The following is a 17,360-nucleotide window of genomic DNA, read 5'->3' on the forward strand; positions in this document are numbered from 1 at the left end:
GTGCTAGTTACCTAGCCATTAACTTCCAGCCGCTAGGAAGTTAACAAAAAGTGAATCGGATGACGGGTCTCGCAGCCAACGAGAAACACCGCCCGGTCCACCCGCAAGGACACACCCGCGTAAAGCCCTCACACGAGGATGACGTCTACTCGCCTGCCTTCGCGCATGCCCGAGTTTTCCTGTTATCCCCGCTAAAAGGGCTGCTAGTGGCGCGCACTCACAACACCCAGAATATTTAACCACACTTTTAATCCAGACTTTTTTAAAAAGGAGACATCACCATGGATTGGCGCCACGAAGCAGTATGCCGCGACGAAGACCCCGAACTGTTCTTCCCGGTCGGTAACTCCGGCCCCGCACTTGCCCAGATCGCGCAGGCCAAGCTGGTCTGCCACCGCTGCCCAGTTAGCTCCATGTGCCTGAAGTGGGCACTTGAAACCGGCCAGGACGCTGGCGTGTGGGGCGGTATGTCTGAAGAAGAGCGCCGCGCACTCAAGCGCCGCAACAAGGCCCGCAAGCGCGCTGCAGTTTCTGCCTAAACCGCGGACCGATTATCCCTACGGCGTGCCCTGCCGATAGGGTTAATTGGACTAAATCCAATAGCACAAAGGAGTTCACCATGAGCAAGCGTGGCCGTAAGCGCAAGGACCGTCGCAAGAAGAGCGCAAACCGCGGTAAGCGTCCAAACGCATAAGTATCGCGAACAACCAATCGCCCTGCCCCAGTTCTTAAAGGAGCTGATAGGCGGGGCGATTTTTGTGCCCGTGCTATGCGCGGTAGATCGTGGCCTCGGTGTAGCTGATAGAAATTGTTTGCACGATCCGCTGCCGGAGGCTTTCTGGGGCGCGGTCTGCGCAGTTGCAGCGCTTCACCAGTGACCGGATCTCTTCTTCGCGGCCGAGCTGCCGGAAGCAGTCGGGGCACTTTCTGATGATCGCTCGGATTTCTTCTTTGCGTTCTGCGGTGATGTCCTCATCGAACAGCTCGCACAGCAAAGCGTGCGCCTCATCATGGTCGATGCAGCAGTCTTGGGCCATGGCTAGTTCTCCTGATCGCTTCCCGTGTTGGCAGGGGTGCTACCAACACCGATGCCGCGTTCTTGTGCTACGTCTTTCAACAACTCGCGGAGCTGTTTTCTTCCGCGGTGGAGCCGGCTCATCACAGTCCCCAATGGGATATTCATCACTTCGGCGATTTCCTTGTAGGCCAAACCCTCCACGTCGGAGTAGTAGACCACCATCCGGTAATCGTCGTTCAGCGAGTTCATCGCGTCCGCGATTGCGCTGTCCGGCAGGTTCTTCAAGGCCTCAACTTCCGCCGACTGCAGCCCCGTGGAATCGTGCGAACTGGAGGTATACAGCTGCCGGTCGGTGACGTCTTCCGCTGATGTTTCAATCGGACGGCGCTGCTTCTTGCGGTAGTTGTTGATGTAGGTGTTCGTCATAATGCGGTATAGCCAGGCTTTGAGGTTAGTACCGGGTTTGAACGAGTTGAACGCGTTGAAGGCTTTGAGGTAGGTCTCCTGGACGAGGTCCTCCGCGTCCTGCGGGTTTCTGGTCATCTTTAGCGCGCCACCGTAGAGCTGGTCCAGCAGCGGCATCGCTTCGTCCGCGAAGCGCTGTGCAAGCTCGGCGTCGGTGGAATCCGCTCGTACTACATCGGCATCAGTTTCAGCCATAACTTGGAAGTCTACTTGGTACGGTGGCGTCCATGGCTTCCAAGACCCCCGCACTGAACGTGCTCGACGCCGCTGGCGTGAGCTACCGCCTCCTGTCCTATGAGGCTGGTAATGACCACTTCGGAGCGCACGCAGTGGAAGAGCTGGAAATTGACCCCACGCTGGCGCTGAAGACCTTGGTGGTTGCAAACAAGGGTGAATTCGGGGTGTGCTGCGTCCCTATTTCCGCGCGGTTGAGTTTGAAGAAGGCGGCCCGCGCACTCGGTTGGAAGACCGCGGCGCTGTCTGATCCCAAGGACGCGCAGCGGGTCACCGGTTACATCGTGGGCGGGATCTCACCTTTTGGGCAGAAGACCGCCTTGCCCACGTTTGTTAGCAACTCGGTTAAGGACGCTGAACTCATCACCGTTTCCGCCGGCGCGCGCGGACTCAGCGTCGAAATTTCGCCCCAGCAGCTAATTGACCACGCCGACGGCACCTTCGCGGACCTCGAAGCCTAAGCAGGCTCCCGCGTAAATTCACCCTCGCCGATAAGCTCCGCGTACTCATTACGCACGTTGCCCACCTCTTGTGCTGCCGGGCGCCACTGAAGCGCCTCCGCCATCCGTGACGGGTGAAGTAACTCCAGCGCTTCTTCTGGGGTCCCGTGAACCCACGTCGCAATTTCATCAGGGCGCAGAAACAGCGGCAGGCGGTGGTGTAGCCAGGCGATCGCGCCAGTGGAGTCCGTGGTCACCATCGTTGTGGACAGCTGATCCAAACCCGTGTCCCATAACGCGGCCGCGTACAACAGCCCTTCGTCCGGAGTGATGAAGTACGGCTTCTTCTCGTGCCATTCGTAGTAGCCGTCGAGCACCATAATGGCCCGGCGCGAGGCAAAGCTGGAGCGGAACGACGGTTTCTCCGCTACCGTCTCTCCGCGCGCGTTGAACAGCGGCGGGCCGGAATCATCTTTCTTCCAGCTGGGAAAAAGTCCCCAGCGTGCGGGCTCAATAACAGCTTTTGACGCCGCTTCTCCCCCGTCGAGCTGCTCGAAGCGGATCAACGGCACCGTCTGGGTAGGCGCCACGTTGTACCTCGGCCCCGGCAGCCCCTGCGGGGTCTCTACCGCCTCCACTCCCGGCAACCGTCCCACTTCGTCTACTAATCCGTCGTCGGTGGTGAAAAGAACAAATCGTCCGCACATGGCCACCATTATGCGTGCCGGTAGGATGAGCCGCATGACGCAACCGTGGCCCGCGCCGTACCACCCAGACCCCATCACCGCCCGCCAGGTCATTCCAGGATCAAAATCCATGACCAACCGCGCGTACATTCTCACCGCGCTAGCGGAGGGACCGTCGCGCATCGTGGGGGCGCTGCGCTCCCGCGACACCGACCTCATGCAGTCCGCTCTGGAATCAATGGGTGTGCGCTTCACCACGGAACGCATCGGCGACGAGGTTGACATTCACGTCCAGCCCGGCGCGCTGGGCGGCGGAACTGTCGATTGCGGGCTCGCGGGCACTGTCATGCGGTTCGTCCCGCCGGTTGCGGCTTTCGCGGATTCCGCGGTGCTTTTCGACGGTGATGAGCAGGCGCGCTTACGCCCCATGAGCACCATCCTGGACGCCTTGCGTGGACTCGGCGTGACCGTCGCGGGTGACACGCTTCCATTCACGGTGCAGGGTACGGGTTCCGCTCCCGGCGGCACGGTCGAAATCGATGCTTCGGCCAGCTCACAATTTGTCTCGGGCCTGCTGTTGTCTGCAGCGCGTTTTGACCACGGGGTGACCGTGGTGCACACCGGCGGCAGCTTGCCTTCCCAACCGCACATTGAAATGACCGTCGAGATGCTCGAAGCGGCGGGAGTAGATGTTGCGCAGGAGCGCCGCGCAGAACATCAAAGCTGGACCGTCCAACCGGGTCCGATCGCGGGTCGTACATGGGTGATTGAGCCGGACTTGTCTAACGCAACTCCGTTTTTGGCAGCGGCTGCTGTCACTGGGGGCACTGTCACGATCCCGCATTGGCCAACAGCAACCACGCAGGCCGGTGACGCGATCCGCGGGATCCTCGAAAACATGGGGGCTCGCGTCGAGCTTGTCGCGGACGGCCCCTCCTACTCCCTGGAAGTCACGGGTCCATCCGATGGACTACAAGGAATCACCATCGACATGAGTGACATCGGGGAGCTCACACCCACCGTGGCGGCTTTGGCAACACGAGCGCGAACTGAAAGCGTGCTCACTGGCATTGCTCATCTCCGCGGCCATGAAACCGATAGGCTCGCTGCGCTCACCGCAGAAATCAATGCGCTGGGCGGCAACTGCGAAGAACTACCGGACGGCATTCGCATCACCCCATCCCCTCTTCACGGCGGACTGTGGCATTCCTACGCTGACCACCGCATGGCAACAGCCGGAGCCATCATCGGCCTGACAACCCAGGGCGTTGAGGTAGAAAACATCGAGACCACATCAAAGACATTGCCGGGCTTCGCCGACATGTGGACGGGAATGGTCAATGGCTAGAGGGCTTCGGGGGTATGACGAATCCGACGTGCGCGTGCGGCCAGGCAAAGGATCCAGGCCCCGCACCAAGGATCGCCCGAGCCACGACAATGCTGAGCACGGCCTAGTCATCACCAAAGACCGCGGGCGCTGGGGCGTTGTGCTTGACAACGAACAGCGCAAGGTTGTCTGCATGCGCGCGCGTGAGCTGGGACGCACGTCTATTGAGGTCGGCGACCGAGTCGGCGTCGTTGGGGATACATCGGGCCAGAAAGACACCCTCGCCCGCATAGTGAAACGTGAGGAACGATCCTCGGAACTGCGCCGCACGGCCGATGACACTGACCCCTACGAACGCGTCGTCGTCGCCAATGCTGAGCTGCTGCTTATTGTCTGCGCCGCCGCTGATCCGCCCCCGCGCACCGGATTTGTTGAACGCGCCCTGATCGCGGCGTTCGTAGGCGGGATCACCCCCATCGTGTGCCTGACTAAAACGGATCTCGCCGATCCCAGCGAGTTCGTTCAAGAGCTCGCGGATTTGGATGTGACGGTCCTGCGCACCGGCATCGAAGACGACACCCAGGCCTTGGAGGCGGAAATTCACGGCCGGCTCTCCGCCCTGATTGGCCACTCCGGCGTTGGTAAATCGACTCTGGTCAACAGGCTTGTCCCTGACGCGAACCGGGAAACGGGCGAAGTATCCGGCGTTGGCAAAGGCCGCCACACGTCCACCCAATCGGTGGCACTCCCATTACCCGAGGGCGACGCCGCGGGATGGATCGTGGACACCCCTGGCATCCGTTCGTTCGGGCTTGCTCACGTGTCCTCGGACAACGTCATCGAGCCATTCCCAGAACTCGCTGCGGCGGCCGAGAAGTGCCCCCGCGGATGCACTCATGCTGGCCCGCCGGCCGACCCAGAGTGCGCATGGGATGAGTTTCCTGCCGATTCGCCTTTAGGACGGCGCGTCGAAGGCGTGCGCCGCTTGCTCGCGGCGCTGCGCAGTAATGAGACGTATTAATCCGTCTCTGCCGACCCCATCAGCACCAAAAAACCCAGCTCATCAGGGTGGTAGAACGCGAGGTAATTGTCTTGCGCATCCCCCACCGTGAGCTCAGCATCCTCGTCGCCCAAATCCGCTGCATCCACGCATTCAATCGCTTTCGCGGTCGCGGCCTCTGAGCCTTCGATGTCCACGTGGATCGCGGCAACATTCGCGACCTCTACTGGCACAGCGAGCTTAACGACGGCCTCCCCCATGTCTGGATTGGCCGCAACCGCGGAATCATCCACATCCGCGGAGATGACCACCCGGCGGTGCGGGAACACCTCATCACCGATCGCGAGTAGACGAATGGACGCGAGAGCAGCCTCGTCGAAAGCAACCGCTTCGAGCTCTTCATCATCACCAGCCGTGTAAAAGTCCCTGAGGGCTTCCGTGACCGCGAAACCCCACCCACTGCGGGGATGAATCAACCCATCGCTTTCCAACTGGGCAAGCATGGAAAACGTTGCCGGGATGTACACGCGCACTAGAACTCGCCCTCAATGCCTAAAAGCGACTGGATTTCTACCACCGTGCGATCAAACGCGGTGTGGAGGATCCCGATCATCCCGTACTCAATCGCACCGTGGACATTGGAAATGTTGTCATCGATCATGGTGCACTTTTCCAGCGGAACGTCGATTGCATCCGCTGCTGCTTGGAACGCAGCACGCTCAGGTTTTTCGGCGCCAACCTCACCAGAAAGAACCACCGCGTCTACAACGCCACGGAACTCCCATTCACGGATGTGGTCAGCCGCCGGGCCGCCCTCATCATTCGACAGGATGGCGGTAGCCACTCCCTCTTCACGCACAACCTTGAAAAGGTCGCGCCAACGACGCGCGTCTTCATCATCAACGTCGAGCACACCGACGTAATCGACGATCAAGCCCTGGACTTGGCCTGAACCATTTCCGCTGCTGGTTTCCGGCATGACGTGTTTAAGCCTCCCACACGATTTGAGCTGAGGTGGAAGACCATTGCGGTGGTCTTCCATGCGTGCCACAATGATACCCAAGCCCACGTCGCGTCTGCTGTTGGAGATTTTTCTCCCCATTTATTTGGAGCAACGCTGATGAATTCTTTTTATCCTGTCCCCGGTCACACGCACGTTTCCGTGCTCGTGCCCCGCGCACGCAAACCCGGTGCCCCGCCCCGCCCGGATGAGCAGCCTTCGCTGTCACCTTTAGTGCGGGTAGCCCTTGACGCAACGTTCGGCATACGACAGGTAGCAGATCTACGCAACCACCAATTCGCCGCCGTCGTTCGCGCACATGTCGGCGCCCGGCAACGCCGCGGGTTACAAAAAGGACCCGTCACGATTTTATCCAGCCACGCCTCCGACACTGGCGAATTTTGTGGCACCGCGACCTGCGGGGAAGAGGTCTACGGTTGGGTCGGCTCCGTCAAGAACGGAAAGCTCGAATCGTTCCGGGTCCTGTGAACTGCTGGTGGTCTAGGCCTGCGTGACGGTGGTCTTCCGCTAGGCCTGCGTGACGGTGGTCTCGCCACCGTCACGCTCGAACTGCTTGCGCAGCATGAACAGCTGGCGGACGGTTTCTTCCTTCACGGAATCGTTCATCGCGTTGAACATGTCGCCGCCCTCCTTCTGGTACTCGACCAGCGGGTCGCGCTGTGCCATCGCGCGCAGCCCGATGCCTTCCTTCAGGTAGTCCATCTCGTACAGGTGCTCGCGCCACTGGGTATCGATGATCGGCAGGATCACCATGCGCTCAACCTCACGCATCTGATCCTCGCCACCGATCGCAGAAATCTGCTCTTCAAGCGCGTCGTACTGCTCCTGCGCATCCTTGGTAACGGCCTTGCGCAGCTGTTCGGCGGTCAGCTCACCCTTGCGGCCGTACTCAGTGCCATCAATCAGTTCCTGGTAGCTCATCGTCGGGCCGTAGAGCGACTCCAGCGCGCTCCAGAGCTCGTCCATGTCCCAGTCCTCGACGTAGCCTTCAACGGTTGCGCCATCGACGTACGCGGCAACCGTATCGTCGATCATGCGGCGAATCTGGGACTTGATGTCCTTTGCCGCCATGATGTCCTGGCGCTCGCGGTACACGACCTTGCGCTGCTCATTGAGCACCTCGTCATACTTCAAGACGTTCTTACGGGTCTCAAAGTTCTGGTTCTCCACCTGCGATTGAGCGTTCTTAATGGAGTTGGACACGATCTTCGCCTCGATCGGGACATCGTCCGGCACGTTCAGGCGGTTCATCATGTTTTCCATCGACTGGCCCACGAAGCGGACCATCAGGTCATCGCGCATGGACAAGTAGAAACGCGACTCACCCGGGTCACCCTGTCGGCCAGAGCGACCACGAAGCTGGTTGTCAATGCGGCGGGACTCGTGGCGCTCCGTACCAATCACGTACAGACCGCCAGCCTCACGCACCTCGTCGCCAAGCTTCTTGGAGCGTTCCTTCGCCTTCGGCAGCTCCTCGTCCCAGGCCTCTTGGTACGCCTCTTCATCCTCGAAGGGATCCAGTCCGCGTTCCTTGAGCTTGTGCTCCACCAAAACTTCGGGGTTACCACCAAGCACGATGTCTGTACCACGGCCGGCCATGTTGGTGGACACCGTCACGGTTCCCGGAAGACCCGCCTCAGCAATAATGCGGCCTTCCTCCTCGTGGTGCTTCGCGTTCAAAACGTTGTGCTTAACGCCCTTGCGATTCAGCAGCTGGGAAAGGTACTCGGAACGCTCCACAGAAGTCGTACCCACGAGCACCGGCTGGCCGTTCTCCACGTGTTCTGCGATGTCCTCGGCGACGGCAGCGAACTTCGCTTCCTGGGTCTTGAAGATCATGTCGCTGCGGTCACGGCGGATCATCGGTTTGTTCGTTGGGATCGGAACAACGCCCAGCTTATAAATCTGGTGCAGCTCCGCAGCCTCAGTCTCTGCGGTACCGGTCATGCCTGCGAGTTTGTCGTAGAGACGGAAGTAGTTCTGCAGCGTGATTGTCGCCAGAGTCTGGTTCTCGTTTTTGATCTCAACGCTCTCTTTGGCCTCGATGGCCTGGTGCATGCCCTCGTTGTAGCGACGGCCCGGCAGAATACGGCCGGTGAACGAGTCCACGATCAGCACCTCGCCCTGACGGACGATGTAATCCTTGTCGCGTTCGAAGAGTTCCTTCGCCTTAATAGCGTTGTTTAAGTAGCTCACCAAGGAGGAGTTTTCCGGCGAGTACAGGTTGTCGATGCCCAGCTGGTCCTCGACGAACTCCACGCCCTCCTCGGACACACCGATCGTGCGCTTGCGCTTGTCCACCTCGTAGTGAATGCCCTCGCGCATACGGGGCGCGAGCTGAGCAAACACGGTGTAGAACTGGCTGGTCGAGTCCGTCGGACCAGAAATAATCAGCGGCGTACGGGCCTCGTCGATAAGGATCGAGTCAACCTCATCGACGATCGCGAAGTTGTGGCCGCGCTGCACCATCTCGTCCGTGGAGCGCGTCATGTTGTCGCGCAGGTAGTCGAAGCCCAACTCATTGTTGGTTCCGTACGTAATATCTGCGTCGTACGCCTTCTTGCGTTCCGGCGGGCGCATCTCCGAAAGAATCACGCCGACCTCAAGACCAAGGAAGTGGTGAACACGACCCATCATCTCGGCGTCACGCTTGGCCAAGTAGTCGTTCACAGTCACGATGTGAACGCCCTTGCCACTTAGGCCGTTGAGGTACGCGGGAAGCACCGCGGTCAGGGTCTTGCCCTCACCGGTCTTCATCTCCGCGACGTTTCCGAAGTGCAGGGCGGCGCCACCCATAACCTGCACCTTGAAGTGCTTCTGCCCCAAGACGCGCCAGGACGCCTCGCGAGCGGTAGCGAAGGCGTCCAGCAGAATGTCGTCGAGGCTCTTGCCGTCAGCAAGAGCCTCTTTGAACTCGGCGGTCTTGGCCTTGAGCTCCTCATCCGTCAGCTTCTCGTACTCTGACTCGAGCGCAATGACCTGGTCCGCGATCTTAGACAGACGCTTCACCGTCCGGCCTTCGCCGGCGCGCAGCAGCTTGGACAAACCAAACACGTGTCGTACTTCCTTTGTAAATAGCTGTTTATCTAAAGGGCTATTGTACGCACGACACGCGTTAGGCCAATCTTCAGTCTCTAGTCCCTCTACTCTTTGGTCTCTTCAACACCCTCTTCAACGAGAGTGATCAGACCGTAGTCGTAGGCACGACGGCGGTACACCACGGACGGGCGTCCGGTCTCAGAGTTGATGAAGAGGTAGAAGTCGTGCCCCACCAGCTCCATTTCGCTGAGAGCATCGTCCACGCTCATCGGGGTAGCCGGGTGCTCCTTGGTACGCACGATGTGCCCAGGAGTCTGGTCCTCGACCTTATCCGCGTACGGGTCAACGTCGTAGTAGTTCTGTTGCGGCACGCGTGCCTCGTGTGCCTCCGCAACCAAGTCAGCGGCAATCTGGCCAGCGGACTTCGGTGCACGGTGGCCCGAGCGGGAAATCTCGCGGCGGACCTTCACCTTGCGCAGGGAGCGCTCCATCTTGCCAATGGCGGATTCCAGAGCAGCGTAGAAGCTGTCCTCTTTCGCCTCAGCGCGGGCGAGGTGGCCCTTGCCGGTAGCGGTGATCTGGATACGGTTTGCGCGAGCCTCACGGCGTGGGTTCGGCTCGTGCTGCAGCTCAACGTGGAAGAACGTCAGGGTCGGATCGAGTTTTTCGATCTTGGCCAGCTTGGTGTTCACACGCTCTTGGAAGTGTTCGGGCACCTCCACGTTGCGGCCCGTGATGGTCACCTGAGCCTCAGGGCTCAAGGTTGCTCGTGCATTGTCGTCGGCAGAAGTCATCTGCATCCTCCCTACTAGTGAACCGTACTTTTTCACCAACATTTCTATTGGTGTGGTTCACCTAAATTATACCTAATGTTAATTCTCCGATGTCGCGCGGCCTGCCTCTTTTAATTCACCTTCATCACGCCGCGGAGAGCACAAGGCATGCCGCAACGTCTCCCCCATGAGCGAGCAGCGTAGCGACGGAAGATTCCAACGTAGCGCCGGTAGTTACTACGTCATCTACCACGATTAACGGTCCGGCAAGCGCCGCTTCAAAACCGGGCTCAAGCTCAAGATTTGTGGCGATGTTAGTGCGCCGCGCAGCAGCAGAGAGCTGGGCTTGATCGGCGGTGCCTTCACGAAGCGCCAACACCGGCACCGTCGGGTACCCGCTGTGGCGACACATCGCCGTGACGTGATCGCCGCCGCGAGCACGCGCAGAACTCGGTCTGGTCGGGGCCGGCACGAGCGTCGCACCGTAGGGGATCTCCCCGCGCGCTTCTTCATACTGCAACGCTGCGGATAGAACAGCACCTATATGGCGGCGCACCGCCATATTGTTGTGCTCCTTCATGGCCAAAATCACGGCCCGGTGTGGATCCGCGTACGGCCCCAGGGCGAACACAGGTACCAGCGGATTCACGGCTGGGGAAACGCGGTACGGAGGCGAGGCTAAGCCGCGCTTGCACCGCGAGCAGAGGTGATCGCCCGGGGCGCCGCAGCCCGCGCACCGCCGCGGAATGATCAGCTCCCCTAGCGAGTGCACGATGTGTCCTATCGGCGCGCGATGATCGGCGCGGATCGCATCCCCTGCAAGCCAGGTACCTCTCGCCAGAAAGGTTGGTTCCTGTTCTTGGCGGGCAGCTCCAAAATCGAGCTTGAATCCGTTGCGTAGATAGTCGAGTCCGTAGATCCGACGGCCACCACGGGTGCCGTGATGTTGCCAATCGGCAGCGGCTCAGAGGAGAACCCGTCCTGTTCCACCCGAACCACCGGCGCGATGACGTTGGACGTTCCCACGATGAGTGATCCGTCCGGTTGCCATTCCGCGCTCACAGCCCCACCAAGATCCGGGGCATATTCCGCAACGTTCACGATGGACCTGCCGCCGTCCTCATCGCGTTTGACCACACCCACAAAGAGTCGGCCACCGGCAATGAACACTGCACGCGCGCCGGTGCGGGACAAGCGCAGGACCGAAATGTTCTCCTCCACCCCGTTGGGAAGCACGAGGTCAACGTCGGAAACCGTGACATCATCCGTCGTCGCGGAGCGCACAGCACGCTTGATCCTGGAGCCATCAGCTACGGTCCACGCCACGCGGTGGTCAGTCTCAAACGTTGGCCGCGTCATTGACTTCGCCCGGAACACCTCGCGGTGGAAGGCCACGGTGTCGCCGTCCATACTGCCGAAGTAGAAGGCCTGCTCACCATCAGGCGAGTCCTTAAGCGCCGCTGCATACGCCCCGTCAGACGCAATATCGATGGACGCGATGCGCCCCCCTTCACCAAGGGGAGCGGGCAATGGCGTGACTTCACCTTCTTTGATGCGAAAGACATTACCGTTGGACTGCGCGTACACAGCACGGCCACCCGGTACCCGCCCGGATGGATCCAAGTCAGTGAAATCCCGAGTATTCAGCTCCGGACTCCCGCCCACGAGCGGTGTCCCGTCCGCGTAGATCGAGTATGGGCCAGCAATCCCCGCGATGGCCAGCGTCCAGACCAGCTGGGCCGCAAATCGCGCACGGGTCTGCTCGTCTGCATCCCCAAAACCAGTGAATTCGTAGCGGCCTTGGTTGTGTCCGACAAACGCCACGCTTTCGGGGGTTTCCACGCTCAACGCCGGCAGCAGCTGCTCCGCTGGCCCTTCCACCAGCATCCTGGCGAGTTCTGAATCCACGGCCTTATGGCGTGAGTACACCCAGCGTTTGTCCGTCACCAGGCTCTGACCTGGCGCATCAAAGAAGTACAGGTTGATGTGTTGGTAGTTTTTGCTCAGCTCAGTGCGTTCCAGCACCAGATCATTCGGCAAATTGGAAATGCGCCATTGTCCATTCACCTGCTCCACGCTGAGCTCACCCTCAAACTGCCCGGTGTTGGGCACAAACGCGCCACCCGGCCACAGCTCCCCAACGATGTTGGCCGTCACGAGGAACGTGTTGGGCTTCGCCGACCCCTCGTCGCCAAGCGCCGTTTTGATGTCTAGGCCTTCCACGATCAATTTCTTGTCCCCGGGATTCCACGCTTCACTAGCGCGGGGGGTGAGAAAGTTGCGGGCCACTTCAAAATCGCTCGTCGGGTGCGCGCACGCAGCAAAGAAATCCCGCACGATGAGGTCAGGTTGCTGCCCGTCTTCCGGAACAATCACCGGAGCATCAGGCTTGGTGGGCTCAAAGGAACGAATCGCGTGTGGCTCGGTGTTCGACGGCAGCGTCGTGCACCCCGTCAAGGTTGCTACGCACAGCAAGCTCAGCATGCTTATCGACGATCGGAGGTTACGCATGTACCTCTCCCCCCTTCGGAAGAGTGAGCTCAACCGGGGCATCCTTAAAGCCTGCCTCGGGGTCGCGCGGCAGCACCAGACGGAACTGCGAGCCAACCCCTGGTTTACCGATGGCATCCAAAATTCCGTTGTGGAGCTGCGCGTCCTCGCGGGAGATGGCCAGCCCCAAGCCGGTGCCGCCCGAGTGACGCTTGCGGGAAGAATCCGCGCGCCAGAACCGGTTAAACACCAGCTCCTCTTGGCCCGGCTTCAATCCCACGCCGGCGTCCGTGACGGTCACCGCTACGGCTTCATCGTTGTAGTGAACGGCAACCTTGACCGGGTTTCCTTCGGAGTGGTCAATCGCGTTCGCAATCAGGTTGCGCACCACGCGTTCAATGCGTCGCGGGTCCCCCACCATTTCAATCGGGTGCGGGGGAATGGAAAATTCCACCGGAACGCCAACGTTCTCAGCGAGCACCTTGGTCTGGTTCCATGCGGAATCAATCGGGGTGTGAAGGTCCATCGCGGTTGCGGAAAGCTCCGCCACTCCGGCGTCGTGACGCGAGATCTCCAGCAGGTCAGCAAGCAAGGCCTCGAAGCGATCGAGCTCGCGGATCATCAGCTCAGACGCACGTTTGGTGTGCGGCTCCAAGTTGTCGGCGTCCATGGCAATCATGTCGGCCGCCATGCGCACCGTGGTCAGCGGGGTACGCAGCTCATGCGACACATCGGAAGTGAACTGTCGCTGCAGATCGCCGTACTCTTCGAGCTGGTTGATCTGGCTTGAAAGTTTGTCGGCCATGTTGTTGAACGACAGCGCCAGAAGCGCCATCTCATCCTCCCCCTCGACTGCCATTCGCTCACGCAAGTGGCCACTGGCCAACCTTCCGGCGATTCTGGATGCTGAACGCAACGGGACCACCAGCTGTTGCGACGCCAGCCACGCGATACCCACCAGCAGGACAACAACGGCGATTGCCGCTGAGACCAAAATGCCGCGCATCAACGCCAGCGTGCTCGACTCTGAATCCATGCTGACCGTGAGGTACACCTGCAATCCAGCGATTTCAGATGTAGTGGGAGTACCGATGATCAGCGCGTTGTAGGGCCGACCGCTTTCCGGGGTGATCGTGCTGAACTGATAGGAAATCTGGCCTTGTTCCACAAACTCCACGAGGCGCGGCGGGATCGTGTAGCCCTCCGGCGAGACCACCAGCGTCCCGTCCTCTTGCGGGGCAACCAGCACCGGATCATAAACACTCGACACCTCCCCAGCCTGGGAGCGCTGAGTCAAGGAAGAACGCGCCGCATTCAACCTGGTTTGCAACGTGGACGAAGAGTTCGACAGGCTGATTTGCTGCTCGACCGTTTGTCGTGCCCTGACCAGATCTTCTTCAGCCGTACGCAGTTTTGCCTCGACCAACCTCTGGGTAAAGACGGAGGCGAGCGCCAACCCGAGGACAAGCATGACTACCGACGAGACGATGAGCACCATGCTCACGAACCGGACTTGGATTGATGTTCGCCATCTTTCCACCATCCGGTCTCGAACGACCCTGACGCGGCTCACTGCCGTTTCTCCCTACAGTGCGTGCTACGCGCCGGTGCGACCGGTTTTATATCCCACTCCACGAACCGTGAGGATGATCTCCGGGTTTTCCGGGTCGCGCTCCACCTTGGAGCGCAAACGCTGGACGTGAACATTGACCAAGCGGGTATCGGACGCGTTGCGGTACCCCCACACCGACTCGAGAAGCTCCTCGCGCGTGTGCACTTGATTGGGTTTGCGCGCCAACTCCACGAGCAGGTCAAACTCCAACGGTGTCAGCCCGATTTCCTCATCCCCCCGGGTCACGATGTGCTGCGGCACATCGACGGTGAGGTCGCCGATCTCTAAAACCTCGCCCGGTTCTTCGTTCACGCGACGCAAACGCGCACGGATGCGGGCCACGAGCTCCTTGGGCTTAAACGGCTTCGTGATGTAGTCATCCGCGCCCGATTCCAGTCCCAGCACCACGTCCACTGTGTCCGTCTTTGCGGTGAGCATAACGATGGGAACGTTGGATTCCTTGCGGATCTCCTTGCAGATATCCACGCCGTTCATGCCCGGCAGCATCAGGTCCAGCAAGATCAAATCCGGGTTGTAGGAGCGAAATGCTGGCACTGCCTCAGCACCGTCTGTCACCGGTTTCGCTTCAAAACCCTCGGTGTCAAGCACCAGCGTGAGCATCTCACTGATCGCGGGGTCATCATCGACCACGAGGATTTTCGGCGTCATGGGTGTCCTTTCGACGTCATTTTGAGAACAAATTCAATAATAGGCTGCGCATCCATCGTGGTAATCCACCGGCCCGCCCATAAATCGCGCGCGAGATCGCGGTATGCCGCAAAGGTCGCATCCTGGAGCGCCGCGTCCCGCTCATAGCGGTCACGGGTGCGCGAGGCGTCGTTTTCTTCGCGGCGCTGAGCGCGATCCCGGGCAATCGCCGGCGACGTATCAACCAGCACCTGCGCATCAGGTAGCGGCACACCAAACCGGCCAAATTCCAGGTCATACACCCACTGCCGATCAGATGCATTACCCGTCCGCGCGGAGGTGTACGCCGCATTCGACGCAACGTATCGGTCCAGGATCAAGACCCGATCCCCACTGCCGCTGTACGCTTCAAGCTCTGCTTTAGCGCCGTACCTATCCAGGGCGAACAGCGTTGCCATCGCGTGGGCAGAATCGGTTAGATCCCCCATCTTCCCGTGCAAGGCATCAGCGGCCAACTGCGCGTGGATTGAATCCGCGTAGCGGGGAAACGCCAGCCTGTCCGCCTGCAGCCCCGCCGCTTCCAGCCCGTGGATGAGCGTCCCCGTCAGGGTGTTCTTGCCCGCTCCGTCGATTCCCTCTATCGCGATGATCATGCTTTTTAGTAGCGGTAGTGCTCTGGCTTGAAGGGGCCTGCAACATCAACACCGATGTATTCAGCCTGCTCCTTGCTGAGCTCGGTGAGCGTGCCACCAAGGCCTTCGACGTGGATGCGCGCCACCTTCTCATCGAGGATCTTTGGCAAGCGGTACACCTGATTGTCGTACTGCGCACCGTTTGTGTAGAGCTCGATCTGCGCGATGGTCTGATCTGCGAACGAATTCGACATGACGAACGACGGGTGTCCAGTCGCGTTACCCAAGTTCAGCAAACGCCCCTCGGACAGAACGATGATCGAGTTCCCGCTCGGCAGGGTGAACAGATCCACCTGTGGCTTGATGTTGGTGCGCTCAACGTCAGCGCGGTGCAGCAGCGACGCCATGTCGATCTCATTGTCGAAGTGGCCGATGTTTCCTAGGACCGCGTGATCCTTCATCTTCATCATGTCGTCGAAGGTGATGATGCCCAAGTTGCCCGTAGCGGTGATGATGATGTCCGCCTCGGCGATCGCTTCGTCGACGGTCACCACCTTGTAGCCGTCCATCAGGGCCTGCAAGGCGTTGATCGGGTCGATTTCCGTAACGGACACAATCGCGCCCTGGCCGTCAAGAGCTTCCGCAACGCCCTTGCCCACGTCACCGTATCCGCAGACAAGCGCCTTCTTGCCCGCAATCAACATGTCCGTACCGCGGTTGAGACCGTCGATCACGCTGTGGCGGGTGCCGTAGCGGTTATCAAACTTGGACTTGGTCACCGCGTCATTGACGTTCATCGCCGGGAACGGCAAGGTGCCTTCCTTGGCAAAGTGGTACAGCCTGTGAACACCGGTCGTTGTTTCTTCCGTGACGCCACGCACGCTTTCCGCGGTTCGCGTCCACTTCTCCGGCTTTGCCGCAAGAACACCACGCAGCATTTCGTAGAACGCGACCTGCTCGTCAGACAACTCATCGGAGTCGTCTGTTGCTGGGACAGCGCCAGCGCGTTCAAATTCCATGCCCTTGATGACCGCCATCGTCGCATCCCCGCCGTCATCAAGAATCATGTTCGGAAAAACAGCGTCCCCGTTGGCATCAGTGCCCCACTCAAAGATCTGGTTCATGCACCACCAGTACTCCTCGAGCGTTTCACCTTTCCATGCGAACACCGGAACGCCCTGCGGATTGTCCTCGTCGCCAGCGGGGCCCACGACCACGGCTGCGGCAGCCGCATCTTCAGTGGAGAAGATGTTGCAGGAGGCCCACCTGACCTCCGCACCCAGAGCGACCAAGGTTTCGATCAAAACCGCGGTCTGGGTGGTCATGTGAATCGCGCCCGAAATACGCGCCCCCGCCAAAGGCTGCTCCTCAGCGTATTCCTCACGCAGGTGCATGAGCCCCGGCATCTCGTGTTCCGCAAGCTCAATCTGCTTACGTCCAGCAGCGTGGAGTGATAGGTCGGCGACCTTGAAATCCATGTGGAGATTCTCCTTTAAACGAGGGCCCTTAAACAAGGGCTTCGAGGAACTGGTCCACATCCGACTCAGTCTCCTCGGTGTCAATAGCTTCCAAAACCTTAACTGCAGCTTCTGTCAGCTTGTCATCCAGCTCCACTCCCGCTGAACGAATGAAGGGGTAGGTAGCGATGATGTCGCTCGCGGAAAATGGCGCACCCTCCCAAATCGCCACGATCGTTGCCGCTGCCCTGCCATTGAGAATTTCTTCCTCGCTCGCGGAATCAGGATCCGCAGCAAGCAGACACGCATCTTGGATCGCTTCCACGAGATCTTCCGAATCCAGCTCAGCTAGATCATCAAGAAAATCAACGTTACCTTCATCGCCAAGGATCTCACTGTCCCACATGCTCATGATCCCCTTAATAGTGATTTGAACCTGGCTTGGCAACAAGCTCACACCGAAAAACATGCCATAGCGAGTTTTTTCGTTTTTTGATAGTTTGTTACCAAGTTGTTAC

At 59.8% G+C, this 17,360-nt stretch carries 19 protein-coding genes; 5 read left to right on the plus strand and 14 right to left on the minus strand.

The annotated features are described in order from the left end of the window. Nucleotides 1-281: 281 nt before the first annotated feature. Both CAQUA_RS08925 and CAQUA_RS11285 read left to right on the plus strand, forming a co-directional pair. On the plus strand, nucleotides 282-539 hold the full coding sequence (locus CAQUA_RS08925; protein ID WP_196825439.1) for a WhiB family transcriptional regulator: 258 nt from the start codon (nucleotides 282-284) through the stop codon (nucleotides 537-539). A gap of 80 nt (nucleotides 540-619) precedes the next feature. Continuing rightward, the gene (locus CAQUA_RS11285) at nucleotides 620-694 is read left to right on the plus strand and encodes a 50S ribosomal protein bL37 (RefSeq protein WP_100227335.1); all 75 of its coding nucleotides are present in this window, start codon (nucleotides 620-622) and stop codon (nucleotides 692-694) included. A gap of 73 nt (nucleotides 695-767) precedes the next feature. On the opposite strand, the gene CAQUA_RS08930 is transcribed toward CAQUA_RS11285, so the two are convergent. Both CAQUA_RS08930 and CAQUA_RS08935 read right to left on the minus strand, forming a co-directional pair. Beyond that, complete coding sequence (locus tag CAQUA_RS08930; RefSeq protein ID WP_196825438.1) at nucleotides 768-1,037, minus strand: anti-sigma factor; 270 nt, start codon at nucleotides 1,035-1,037, stop codon at nucleotides 768-770. Between the two features lie 2 nt (nucleotides 1,038-1,039). Continuing rightward, nucleotides 1,040-1,678 (minus strand): sigma-70 family RNA polymerase sigma factor, encoded by a 639-nt coding sequence (locus tag CAQUA_RS08935; RefSeq protein ID WP_196825437.1) that lies wholly within the window; start codon nucleotides 1,676-1,678, stop codon nucleotides 1,040-1,042. Nucleotides 1,679-1,710: 32 nt separating this feature from the next. Between CAQUA_RS08935 and ybaK the strand changes: the two genes are divergently transcribed. After that, nucleotides 1,711-2,178 carry a Cys-tRNA(Pro) deacylase gene (gene ybaK / locus CAQUA_RS08940; RefSeq protein WP_196825436.1) on the plus strand — a complete coding sequence of 156 codons (468 nt, stop codon included), beginning with the start codon at nucleotides 1,711-1,713 and terminating at the stop codon, nucleotides 2,176-2,178. On the opposite strand, the gene CAQUA_RS08945 is transcribed toward ybaK, so the two are convergent. Next, the gene (locus CAQUA_RS08945; protein ID WP_196825736.1) at nucleotides 2,175-2,864 is read right to left on the minus strand and encodes an SOS response-associated peptidase; all 690 of its coding nucleotides are present in this window, start codon (nucleotides 2,862-2,864) and stop codon (nucleotides 2,175-2,177) included. The genes ybaK and CAQUA_RS08945 overlap by 4 nt on opposite strands. A 25-nt stretch (nucleotides 2,865-2,889) precedes the next feature. Here CAQUA_RS08945 and aroA point away from each other — a divergent pair, with 25 nt between their 5' ends. Beyond that, nucleotides 2,890-4,191 (plus strand): 3-phosphoshikimate 1-carboxyvinyltransferase, encoded by a 1,302-nt coding sequence (gene aroA, locus CAQUA_RS08950; protein ID WP_376993185.1) that lies wholly within the window; start codon nucleotides 2,890-2,892, stop codon nucleotides 4,189-4,191. Then, entirely contained in the window at nucleotides 4,184-5,191 is a 1,008-nt protein-coding gene (gene rsgA / locus CAQUA_RS08955; RefSeq protein ID WP_196825434.1) for a ribosome small subunit-dependent GTPase A, read from the plus strand. Before aroA ends, rsgA begins: the two co-directional genes overlap by 8 nt. Here rsgA and CAQUA_RS08960 read toward each other — a convergent pair. The 11 genes from CAQUA_RS08960 to CAQUA_RS09010 form a co-directional block, all read right to left on the minus strand. Next, a complete protein-coding gene (locus CAQUA_RS08960; RefSeq protein WP_196825433.1) occupies nucleotides 5,188-5,703 on the minus strand; it encodes a DUF6912 family protein in 516 nt (171 codons plus the stop codon). The genes rsgA and CAQUA_RS08960 overlap by 4 nt on opposite strands. Next, nucleotides 5,703-6,149: an HAD-IA family hydrolase gene (locus CAQUA_RS08965; RefSeq protein ID WP_196825735.1), complete on the minus strand. Its 447-nt coding sequence runs from the start codon at nucleotides 6,147-6,149 to the stop codon at nucleotides 5,703-5,705. Before CAQUA_RS08965 ends, CAQUA_RS08960 begins: the two co-directional genes overlap by 1 nt. A 549-nt stretch (nucleotides 6,150-6,698) precedes the next feature. After that, on the minus strand, nucleotides 6,699-9,245 hold the full coding sequence (gene secA / locus CAQUA_RS08970; protein ID WP_196825432.1) for a preprotein translocase subunit SecA: 2,547 nt from the start codon (nucleotides 9,243-9,245) through the stop codon (nucleotides 6,699-6,701). A gap of 89 nt (nucleotides 9,246-9,334) precedes the next feature. Further along, nucleotides 9,335-10,024 carry a ribosome hibernation-promoting factor, HPF/YfiA family gene (gene hpf / locus CAQUA_RS08975; protein WP_196825431.1) on the minus strand — a complete coding sequence of 230 codons (690 nt, stop codon included), beginning with the start codon at nucleotides 10,022-10,024 and terminating at the stop codon, nucleotides 9,335-9,337. Between the two features lie 124 nt (nucleotides 10,025-10,148). Continuing rightward, nucleotides 10,149-10,565 (minus strand): ComF family protein, encoded by a 417-nt coding sequence (locus CAQUA_RS08980; protein ID WP_231375609.1) that lies wholly within the window; start codon nucleotides 10,563-10,565, stop codon nucleotides 10,149-10,151. 218 nt (nucleotides 10,566-10,783) lie between these two features. Next, nucleotides 10,784-12,514, minus strand: a complete 1,731-nt coding sequence (locus CAQUA_RS08985; protein WP_196825430.1) for an LpqB family beta-propeller domain-containing protein — start codon at nucleotides 12,512-12,514, stop codon at nucleotides 10,784-10,786. Then, nucleotides 12,507-13,991 carry an MtrAB system histidine kinase MtrB gene (mtrB, locus tag CAQUA_RS08990; RefSeq protein ID WP_435383926.1) on the minus strand — a complete coding sequence of 495 codons (1,485 nt, stop codon included), beginning with the start codon at nucleotides 13,989-13,991 and terminating at the stop codon, nucleotides 12,507-12,509. The genes CAQUA_RS08985 and mtrB overlap by 8 nt, the downstream gene beginning before the upstream one ends. A gap of 99 nt (nucleotides 13,992-14,090) precedes the next feature. Continuing rightward, entirely contained in the window at nucleotides 14,091-14,774 is a 684-nt protein-coding gene (mtrA, locus tag CAQUA_RS08995; protein WP_196825429.1) for an MtrAB system response regulator MtrA, read from the minus strand. Then, nucleotides 14,771-15,406, minus strand: coding sequence for a dTMP kinase (locus CAQUA_RS09000; protein ID WP_196825428.1), 636 nt, complete (start codon nucleotides 15,404-15,406; stop codon nucleotides 14,771-14,773). Before CAQUA_RS09000 ends, mtrA begins: the two co-directional genes overlap by 4 nt. 5 nt (nucleotides 15,407-15,411) lie before the next feature. Continuing rightward, nucleotides 15,412-16,863, minus strand: coding sequence for an adenosylhomocysteinase (gene ahcY, locus CAQUA_RS09005; protein ID WP_196825427.1), 1,452 nt, complete (start codon nucleotides 16,861-16,863; stop codon nucleotides 15,412-15,414). A gap of 28 nt (nucleotides 16,864-16,891) precedes the next feature. Further along, nucleotides 16,892-17,254, minus strand: a complete 363-nt coding sequence (locus CAQUA_RS09010) for a DUF4259 domain-containing protein (protein ID WP_196825426.1) — start codon at nucleotides 17,252-17,254, stop codon at nucleotides 16,892-16,894. Nucleotides 17,255-17,360 lie beyond the last annotated feature (106 nt).

It is taken from the genome of Corynebacterium aquatimens (assembly GCF_030408395.1).
GTDB classification, from domain to species: Bacteria; Actinomycetota; Actinomycetes; order Mycobacteriales; family Mycobacteriaceae; genus Corynebacterium; species Corynebacterium aquatimens.